The organism is Psychrobacillus sp., from assembly GCF_056205495.1.
Genome location: NZ_JBAEAP010000456.1, coordinates 1 through 7,665, shown reverse-complemented (window position 1 = coordinate 7,665; position 7,665 = coordinate 1). Strand labels below are relative to the sequence as shown.

The following is a 7,665-nucleotide window of genomic DNA, read 5'->3' as shown; positions in this document are numbered from 1 at the left end:
AAGTTTCTTTCACATCACTGATGGAAAGTGATCCTTTTAAATGGTAAATAAGATTAATCAACATAATATGTTGTTTAGAGTACTTCTTATTTTTTATAGGAACGAATAGCTTGCCCTTTGCATAATTGTTAATCATCGTTTTAGTTAGTACCTTATCTTCATCACTTCGAATGGTCGTCCCGTATTTAGCATCAAAAAGCTGTATAACCTGGTCCATGTATAAGTCTATTTCCGGTATATCCTCTTCTTTAATAGCAGTGTCTAAAGCTAAACGGTCAATCAACCGATTTAAATCATTCATAAATAAATGAACCTCCTAGTAATACTTAAAAACATAGTAACGTAAAACTCAATAAAGGTAAACCTTGACTACCAATACATATCAATATATCATTATATGTAGTTATTAAAACTACTTAGTGAAGTGGAGGCATTCATTTTTATGCTAGAAAATTATATTAGAGAACCTTTTAACTCCTTATCTCATTTATTTGGAGCTATTTTAGGAATAATCGGGTTATTCCTCATGATTATGAAAGGAATTACCTTAAACGCAACGAGCCTAACATTAACAGCACTCTCTATTTTTGGCGTTAGTATGATATTGCTTTACACAGCTTCTGCCACGTATCATGCGGTTAAATCGAAAGAACGGGTTATTCAGTTTTTACGCCGCTTAGACCATTCGATGATTTATTTACTCATCGCTGGCACATATGCTCCTTTTTGCCTCATTACTTTGAAGGGGTCAACAGGGTATCTATTATTTGGTTTAATCGTGATCCTAGCTATGTCAGGAGTATTATTTAAGATGGTCTGGTTTGATTGCCCAAGATGGATTTCCACAGCTCTTTATATAGGAATGGGATGGATTATTATCTTTCTTGCTCCTTCATTAGCTGAAAGTCTTGGAACCCATGGACTTTTATATTTAGTTGGAGGAGGCATTTTCTATACGATAGGCGGAATCATATATGGTATAAAGCCTAATCTACCATTTATAAAAAAATTAGGCTTCCACGAAATTTTCCATATTTTCATATTGCTCGGAACTATATTTCATTTTATATGTGTATATGAATTTGTAATATAAACCCACGTTGTATAAACAAAATATAGCCAATGAGAAAGGCACTTCCCGTTCAAATAGAACAGAAAGTGCCTTTCATAATTTCCTCATGTTTAAGTCAGCTTTTTAGCAAAAGCAATGACACGATTTACTTCTTTAAAGCCTAGCTTCAGGTGGACGTTATAACTCTCCTCATTGTCTAGCTCACAGTCACTAGCAAACTCCCTACAGCCTTTCAAAATAGACCAGTCTTCGCAATGTTTAACTAGCTGCTTGGCGATGCCTGATTTCCTGAACGTTTCTTTCACTAAAAGTCCTTCCAAATATCCTACTGGCGTTGTACTAGTTCCTTCAACATAGTCTGTTCGAATTTGACACTGTGCAAATCCTATTGGCTCTCCTAAAGGTCCATATGCTAGATAAACAATCGCATTCTCGTTCTTAATCAGCTGTTCTGTTTCAATTTTAAACTCTTCTACATTGTGTCCTGGCCATAGTAGGGAAGTTAATCTGACTACATCCATCGAATCTTCCATCTCAGCTCGTTTAATCACCATTATGCCTTCCATACAATGCTAAACCTCCTTTTTAGTAACGGAAAAATCTAAGCTTGGAGAGGGAGATTGTAATCTCATTTGTTCCAATTCTATTTTCATCTTTTCTGTTTCAATTATAAAATTTTCCTGTTTAAGTCTTTCCAGTTCTAATGCATCTTTAACAGAGCTAGCTTTTATACGTGCTTTTTCTTCTAAGTGATCTGTAATCGCTCTTATGACAGGTACAGAAAATATCAATGCCGGTATTATTATCCATTCCACTGTATTCACTCCTATTAATCAAAAATGTAGTTACTAATTAAAGATATAATTCCTTTTATAAAGTAAAAATATGAACAATCAATTAAAGATCAACATTGAAAAATATCGGTTTTTATAATTTTTTTAGCAATTTAACTTAAAGGTATAGAAATCAAAATATTCATTTGGCATTTCGTACGTCACTATTTTATAAAATCGATTTGTCCGTAATATTAATAGAATATTCTACTTCAATATCCACATTTCCTCGCAATGCCTTACTTATCATACAGCTTTGTTCTGCTTTAATAGCGAGCTTTTCTGATACTAGTCTGTCTTTTTCATCTGTTATTACAATTATCGGACGATGAATAATTTTTTTATACGTAAAAACACCATTTGTAACATCTACTATGGCAGTTGAGTCCATCTCTAAGTTTTCTGTATTTACTTTACTTCTCTCCATCATTGCAGCCAGTGTAATAATATAACAAGTCGCTGCAGCACCTAAAAGCATTTCATCAGGGTTAGTTCCAATTCCAGGTCCGTCCATTTCTTTTGGAATGGAGATACTAGTTTGTAAATTCCCTGAGTGAATATCCCCCACGTCATTTCTGCCTCCAGGCCAATTCGCTTTTAAATGAAAAAGATGTTCCGTCATAATTCGATCAAACCTTTCTTATGGATGTATTGGAAATTGTGCCACTTTCCTATATTATAAAAAGAGAAGGTAGGCGTTTAATTTGTTAAAAAATTATGGAAAAATTGCTGGTTTCATCATTGTAGCTTCGCTTTTTTTACTAATTCTAGGTGTTAGGTATGTATTAGGACAAGAATTAGTTATTATGAACTTTATTGCTTTTGCAGCCTTTTCCATTGTAGCAGGAGTCACAGCTGGAGCTATGCTATTATACAACCTCCACAAAGCATTTTATTTATTTACGTTTGGATTGGCGATAGGTTTCATTGACCTTTTCCGCTCCTTCATTATTAATCCTGAAGGAAACGGTGATATAATTGGAATCCTTTCCCTGTTTATGTTTAGTGCTTTTGGGTTAGTAATAGGAATGATTATAGAGGCTGTATTTTATCTCATTAAAAAGATGAACAATGTACAATGACAAAAGGTTTTAGCTACTGGCTAAAACCTTTTTACGTTATTTCTAATACTTGGATTTAATCGTTTGATTACGCCCATTAGATTTTGCCTTATATAGAGCCTGATCAATACGGTCCATAAATGAAGAAATCTCTTCAGCCTTATGCTTGTATTCCCCTACTCCAGAAGATATTGTTATAGCCTTATTGGTTGGAGGTAATGTAGATTCAATATCTTTCCTCAGTATCTCCGCAATACGGTATGCTTCCTCTAATAGAGTGTTCGGCATAACAATTGCAAATTCTTCGCCACCCAATCTAATGATATAATCTTCTTCACGAGCTACCCTATTCATTCGGTAAGCTATGAATTGGAGAACCTCATCCCCTGCATTATGTCCAAATTCATCATTTACTTTTTTAAAGAAATCGATATCCACCATAATCATCGAGAAGTTATTTTTACTCTCGATTAAATGACTATAAAGATATTCTGCAAACCTTCTATTTTTCAGCCCAGTTAAAGGATCAGTTAAGGATTGAGTTTTAAAATCCTCTACAGTTTCTTCTTGTTTTTTTCGATAGTTTTCAACAGTTTCGGTTAACTGCTTAGCTTCAAAATACCATGTCGGAATTTCTAGCTCATTTCGATTAAATTGTGGATCCATTGTGTACCTTGAAAGTTTTTGTAATGGAGAAGCTAGTTTAGTTGAAAGGACAAAAGCTACTACAAGAAATAAAACTATAAAAGGTAGTGCATATAAAAATATCTTCAATATGATTCCAGCAAGAGGCTCTATGCTTGAAGCATAAGGGGTTTGCGATACTACTCCCCATCCGCTTGCTTCTATTAAAGTATATCCAGCCACGTACAGGTCGCCCTTCGTATTCTCTGTAATACTCGAGCCACTGTCCCCTCTGATTAAGCTCTCTACTATCTCATTACTTTTTACTACCTCTCCGATTCTCTCTTCATCAGGATGATAAATAAGCGTTCCTGAATGGTCTACGACATAAACATACGATCCATCTTTAGAATAATGCTCTGCTAATACGTTTCGTATAAAATTATCCTCTTCCAAATAGATGGTTCCATTCAGCATTCCTAGGTACTCATTTTGTTCATTAAAAAGAGGGGTGGATACTAGAACTAGTAATCTACCTGTCGCAGCCATATATGGTTTTGTAATAATATTCTCTTTCTTATCTAATGCTTCTTTAACACCTTCAGATTGAATAACAGTACCAGCAATTCCTACATTAGGAGAAGTAGCTATCGCAAGCCCGTTCTTATCAATAACTGAGACAGAGTTAAAGTTTTTACTTGTTACTATTAGCTGGTTCAAAACTATTGTTAACTCGGACGGATTATCCAATAGCTTGATAATATCAGCTTTTCTCCCTTCAAGGTTTAGTTGCATAGAAGAAAAAAGCTCCTCTGACATTTCCGCCAGCTTTTTAGAATATACTTGGTTTTGCTCCAATGAGTTATCTATCAAGCTATCTTTTGTTACTAAATAGCTAGAAAAGAGTGAGCTTGTCAGTATGCCAATGATTGAAAATGAAATTAAAGTTAAAATCCAAAAACGTAACGTTTTTATCATGCTTCCTCCAAATTTATACAATATAATTACTACATTTTCTCATTGTAGCATTATTTATATAGGAATAACTATAGGTAATAGATATTTTGATTGATATGGATGAAAAAAGAGGAGGAAGCATCCTTTTCCGAAGAGGTGAAAGGTTGAGAATGGAGAAGACCTTCTGGCATTCCTATCATAAATCAGAGAGTAGAATTGATTTTTCGCCCCAGCCGGACGCTTTCCTCGAGGTGAGCGATAAGCCATCACCCATCGCTTACGCGCGTGGTTGTGATGTCTTATCTGTCACACTCATCCCGTAGGAGTCGCCGTCTGGCGCTCCAATCAATGAATGTGAACAAATTTAGCATCGATAAAGCACTAATAAATTTATTCGCATAAGCGAAGCTGAAAAACTGTTACCAACCCAATTTCGTCGTCTATTTATAATTTTAATAGTAAAGCTTTGATAAAAATTAATGATTGATTTTGACTAACCATTCTTTGTTATAGTGACTGTAAACATTATAAAAAGGACATTCAAATCATAAAAAAAATGAGCTTGATCGTGTTACCAAGCTCACCTTTTCCTTCAAGTACTCGTCATTAACCGCCTAAATAAGCTAGCTTAACTTCTTCGCTCGATTGTAAGTCCCTCGCAGGTCCAGATAATACTACCTTACCTGTTTCAATAACGTATCCTCTATTAGCTACGGAAAGTGCCATATGGGCATTTTGTTCAACTAATAATACCGTGGTACCTTCATTATTTATTTCTTCTATAACTTTAAAAATAGTTTGAACCATAAGCGGAGCCAATCCCATAGACGGTTCGTCTAGTAACACTAGTTTGGGCTTTGCCATAATCGCTCGCCCGATGGCAAGCATTTGCTGTTCTCCTCCGGAGAGTGTTCCGGATAGCTGCTTTCTTCTTTCTAACAATCTTGGAAATGTTTCATAAACCTTTGTTAAATCTGAATTAATGCCTGCCTTATCCTTACGAAGAAATGCTCCTAGCTCGAGATTTTCCTCTACAGTAAGATTCGCAAAAACTCTTCGACCCTCTGGCACATGAGATATACCAGCCTTTACTATCGTTTGAGCTGCTTTCCCTGTTATTGATTTTCCTAAAAACTCAATTTTACCCCTCTTAGGCTTTAACAATCCAGATAGAGTTTTAAGGAGAGTGCTTTTTCCAGCCCCGTTTGCTCCGATTAACGTAACAATTTCTCCTTCATGCACTTCTATCGATATATTATGTAAAGCTTGGATATTCCCATAATACACATCCATATTTTCTACTTTAAGCATGGACATTTGGAACCTCCTCTCCCAAATAAGCCTCGATGACTTTTGGATGGTTTCGTATTTCTTGAGGAGTGCCTTCTGCTAAAAGCTGTCCATGGTCTAATACATAAATTCTTTCGCAAACACCCATTACAAGATTCATATCGTGCTCGATCAGCAGAATGGTTAAATCAAACTTTTCACGAATAAATCCTATTAGATCCATTAGTTCTTTTGTTTCTTTAGGATTCATCCCAGCTGCTGGCTCATCTAATAAAAGTAGCTTAGGACCTGCAGCCAAAGCTCTTGCAACCTCTAAACGTCTCTGCTGACCATAAGGAAGGTTTTTCGCAAGCTCATCCTTATATCTATCTAATTTAAATATCTTCAAAAATTCGATAGATTTCTCTTCCATCTCTTGCTCACCTTTAAAATGAGAGGGTAGTCGAAGAATGGAACTAAGCATCGTATGCTTAGCTAAAGAATGATAAGCAACCTTCACATTTTCTAAGACAGTCAATTCATTAAACAGACGAATATTTTGAAACGTTCTGCTAATACCTTTCCTAGTCACCTTAAAAGGAGGCAATCCATTAATTCGTTCCCCGTTAAACATAATATCCCCAGTTGTAGGGGCATAAACGCCAGTCAATAGGTTGAAGCTCGTTGTTTTCCCTGCTCCGTTTGGCCCTATTAAACCTACAAGCTCTCCTTCATTTAAAACCATATTTAAATTTTGGACAGCCTTCAAGCCCCCAAATTGAATTCCGGCATTTATCACCTCTAGTAAAGGCTTATTTTCCATATTGACTGCCCCCTTTTGGTGTTCTCCACATTTTAAAGTAATCTGTAATCTCCATCGTCCCCATCAATCCTTTTGGTCTATACAACATAACAATGATTAGTACAAGACTGTAAATGATCATTCGAGTTTCTGGATATCCTTGTAGATAAGTTGAAACGACGGTTAATAGGATAGCTGATAAAACGGCTCCAGATAAGCTCCCTAATCCTCCTAGAACAACAAAGATTAAAATGTCGAACGATTTCAAGAAACCAAATTGACTTGGTTGAATGATATAAAAATTATGTGAGTAAAGAGCACCTGCTACTCCAGCAAAAAAGGAACCGATTGCAAATGCTGCTACCTTATAATAGGTTGTATTAATCCCCATAGCATCAGCAGCAATTTCATTTTCCCTAACTGAAATGGAGGCAATACCATGTCTTGAGTTTGTGAAATTGACAATCACCAAGATAGTAATTGCTAAGCAGATGAATGCTGTCGTCCATGTAGTCATATGGTCAACCTGCATACCGGAAGCTCCACCAACATAATCGATATTTAAAAAGACAATACGGATAATTTCAGCGAAGCCGAGCGTTGCTATTGCTAAGTAGTCTCCCTTTAAGCGTAAACTAGGAATACCGACTATCAACCCAGCCAAAGCAGCAACAATTCCACCTATTATTATGGCTAAGAAGAACGGTAATTCAAGTCTCATCGTCACAATAGCTGAAATATATGCCCCAATTGCTAAAAATCCTGCATGACCTATAGAAAACTGTCCGGTGATCCCAATAATAAGATGTAAGCTTACGGCTAATATAATATTAATAGATATAACAATAATTGTATTACTATAAAATTGATCAATAATCCCGTTCATAATAAGAAGCTGTATGACAGCATAGATAGCTATTCCTAATACAACAAATAGCCAAAACTGTTTAGAAGTTTTCCTCATACGAATACACCTACACTTTCTCTCGTGCATTTTTGCCAAAAATACCTGATGGTCTAAAGATAAGTATTAATATTAGAATGACA

The 7,665-nt window shown here is 35.7% G+C and carries 10 protein-coding genes; 2 read left to right on the top strand and 8 right to left on the bottom strand.

Annotated features, from left to right (window positions below; translation table 11 throughout):
- Window positions 1-301 (bottom strand): DUF1836 domain-containing protein (locus tag AC06OU_RS13260; RefSeq protein WP_475856361.1); only part of this gene is annotated, 301 nt, incomplete at its 3' end.
- Between the two features lie 141 nt (window positions 302-442).
- Here AC06OU_RS13260 and trhA point away from each other — a divergent pair.
- On the top strand, window positions 443-1,093 hold the full coding sequence (gene trhA, locus AC06OU_RS13255; protein WP_475856359.1) for a PAQR family membrane homeostasis protein TrhA: 651 nt from the start codon (window positions 443-445) through the stop codon (window positions 1,091-1,093).
- Window positions 1,094-1,182: 89 nt separating this feature from the next.
- On the opposite strand, the gene aac(6') is transcribed toward trhA, so the two are convergent.
- The 3 genes from aac(6') to AC06OU_RS13240 all read right to left on the bottom strand — a co-directional run bounded on the left by aac(6') (window position 1,183) and on the right by AC06OU_RS13240 (window position 2,527).
- Complete coding sequence (gene aac(6') / locus AC06OU_RS13250) at window positions 1,183-1,638, bottom strand: aminoglycoside 6'-N-acetyltransferase (protein ID WP_475856358.1); 456 nt, start codon at window positions 1,636-1,638, stop codon at window positions 1,183-1,185.
- Window positions 1,639-1,644: 6 nt separating this feature from the next.
- Window positions 1,645-1,887, bottom strand: a complete 243-nt coding sequence (locus tag AC06OU_RS13245; protein ID WP_169360140.1) for a hypothetical protein — start codon at window positions 1,885-1,887, stop codon at window positions 1,645-1,647.
- Between the two features lie 187 nt (window positions 1,888-2,074).
- The gene (locus tag AC06OU_RS13240; protein WP_475856355.1) at window positions 2,075-2,527 is read right to left on the bottom strand and encodes an OsmC family protein; all 453 of its coding nucleotides are present in this window, start codon (window positions 2,525-2,527) and stop codon (window positions 2,075-2,077) included.
- 82 nt (window positions 2,528-2,609) lie between these two features.
- Here AC06OU_RS13240 and AC06OU_RS13235 point away from each other — a divergent pair, with 82 nt between their 5' ends.
- Window positions 2,610-2,987, top strand: a complete 378-nt coding sequence (locus AC06OU_RS13235; protein ID WP_475856353.1) for a hypothetical protein — start codon at window positions 2,610-2,612, stop codon at window positions 2,985-2,987.
- A gap of 42 nt (window positions 2,988-3,029) precedes the next feature.
- Here the strand turns inward: AC06OU_RS13235 and AC06OU_RS13230 are convergent, their stop codons facing one another.
- From AC06OU_RS13230 to AC06OU_RS13215, 4 genes are all read right to left on the bottom strand, one after another.
- Window positions 3,030-4,568 carry a sensor domain-containing diguanylate cyclase gene (locus AC06OU_RS13230; protein WP_475856352.1) on the bottom strand — a complete coding sequence of 513 codons (1,539 nt, stop codon included), beginning with the start codon at window positions 4,566-4,568 and terminating at the stop codon, window positions 3,030-3,032.
- A gap of 585 nt (window positions 4,569-5,153) precedes the next feature.
- The gene (locus tag AC06OU_RS13225; protein ID WP_475856363.1) at window positions 5,154-5,858 is read right to left on the bottom strand and encodes an ABC transporter ATP-binding protein; all 705 of its coding nucleotides are present in this window, start codon (window positions 5,856-5,858) and stop codon (window positions 5,154-5,156) included.
- On the bottom strand, window positions 5,851-6,639 hold the full coding sequence (locus tag AC06OU_RS13220) for an ABC transporter ATP-binding protein (RefSeq protein WP_475856350.1): 789 nt from the start codon (window positions 6,637-6,639) through the stop codon (window positions 5,851-5,853). The genes AC06OU_RS13225 and AC06OU_RS13220 overlap by 8 nt, the downstream gene beginning before the upstream one ends.
- On the bottom strand, window positions 6,629-7,582 hold the full coding sequence (locus AC06OU_RS13215; protein WP_475856349.1) for a branched-chain amino acid ABC transporter permease: 954 nt from the start codon (window positions 7,580-7,582) through the stop codon (window positions 6,629-6,631). Before AC06OU_RS13215 ends, AC06OU_RS13220 begins: the two co-directional genes overlap by 11 nt.
- Window positions 7,583-7,665 lie beyond the last annotated feature (83 nt).